This is a genomic window from Thermovenabulum gondwanense (assembly GCF_001601575.1).
GTDB classification, from domain to species: domain Bacteria; phylum Bacillota; class Thermosediminibacteria; order Thermosediminibacterales; family Thermosediminibacteraceae; genus Thermovenabulum; species Thermovenabulum gondwanense.
This window is the reverse complement of the sequence record NZ_LOHZ01000034.1, coordinates 1-1473: the sequence shown is the minus strand read 5'-3', so window position 1 is coordinate 1473 and position 1473 is coordinate 1. Positions and strand designations below refer to the sequence as shown.

General features: G+C 34.2%; 1 pseudogene. It reads left to right on the top strand.

Annotated elements, in window-relative coordinates:
* Positions 1-206: 206 nt before the first annotated feature.
* Positions 207-1456, top strand: a pseudogene (locus ATZ99_RS07895) (IS110 family RNA-guided transposase).
* Positions 1457-1473: the final 17 nt, after the last annotated feature.

Here is a 1473-nt window from a genome sequence, read left to right as displayed (position 1 = left end):
ACTTTCTGTTAAATTAATAATAACAGGGTCAAAGGTTGATTTTATTTTGATGGATTTTATACCTCGAAATTTAACCTAATCTGATTACCTTTGAGCACAGCCAATTGTCGCCCCATATTATTTTAATATGGGAACAGCACGGGTGCTAAACTTCATATTTTCTCAGGTAATCAGCCCTGTAAATAAAATTAACAGGAGTGAAAAAATTGAAAAACTTACTTGAAATTTGTTGTGGTTTAGATGTCCATAAAGAAAATATAGTAGCATGTTTACTTAAAGGTTCGGTAAATGATGATAAGCCCCAAAAAACAATTAGGACATTTTCTACATTACTACAAGGACTTGAAGAATTAAAAGCATGGCTCGAATCAGAAAACTGCCGCCATGTGGCTATGGAAAGTACAGGAATATACTGGCAGCCTGTTTATAATATTCTTGAAAGTGCTTTTAACGGCAATATGGTAATAATAGTTGCGAATGCAAGACATATGAAAAATGTTCCCGGCAAAAAAACCGATATGAAAGATGCTGAATGGATTGCAACTCTGTTAAGAGCCGGACTTTTAAATGGCAGTTTCATTCCATCACAACCAGTAAGAGAATTAAGAGATCTTACAAGATACCGAAAAAGTATAGTAGAAGAAATATCCTCTCAAAAGAACCGGATAGAAAAACACCTCCAAAGCTGCGGTTTTAAGCTATCCAATTTCCTGACAGATATATTTGGTATATCAGGAAGAGCGATAATAGAACATATAGCAAGATATGGTAGTATAGCAGCTGAAGAAGTAGAATATTACGTAAAAACAAGAGCACGTAATAAATTGCAAGAAATAAAGCTATCGGTAAACGGTAGAATGAACAAGCATCAGCGAGATTTTTTAAAACTGCTGCTTAAACATTTAGACGAAACCTATGAACACCTCCGCGAAATAGAAGAAAACATTAATTCTGAACTTGAGAAATTCAAAAGGCAAATTGAGCAGTTAGATGGAATTCCTGGTATAGATAAAACGGCGGCTGCTGCAATAATAGCTGAAATTGGTATAGATATGAGCAAATTTAAAACTGCAGAACATATTTGCTCGTGGGCAGGATTAAGTCCCGGCAATAATGAAAGTGCAGGAAAAAAAAGTCCACTCGAGTAACAAAAGGTAATATGTATATAAAGAGGATATTATGTGAAGTTGCGTGGTGTATTACACGTATAAGAGACTCATATCTTGCAAAATGGTATTGGAAAATAAAGCAGCGCCGCGGAGGAAAGAAGGCGATAGTAGCTCTTGCCAGAAAATTACTTGTAATTATCTATAATATGATAAAAAATAATACGGATTACAATGAGAATGTTTTTAAGGAAGTTCGAGAGAAACAAGAGGCTAACCATATTAAACGAATTATAAATGAAATTCGTAAACATGGTTATGAAGTAATATCGCCACAGTCTGAAAAATAGTGTTAAGTAAAATATTT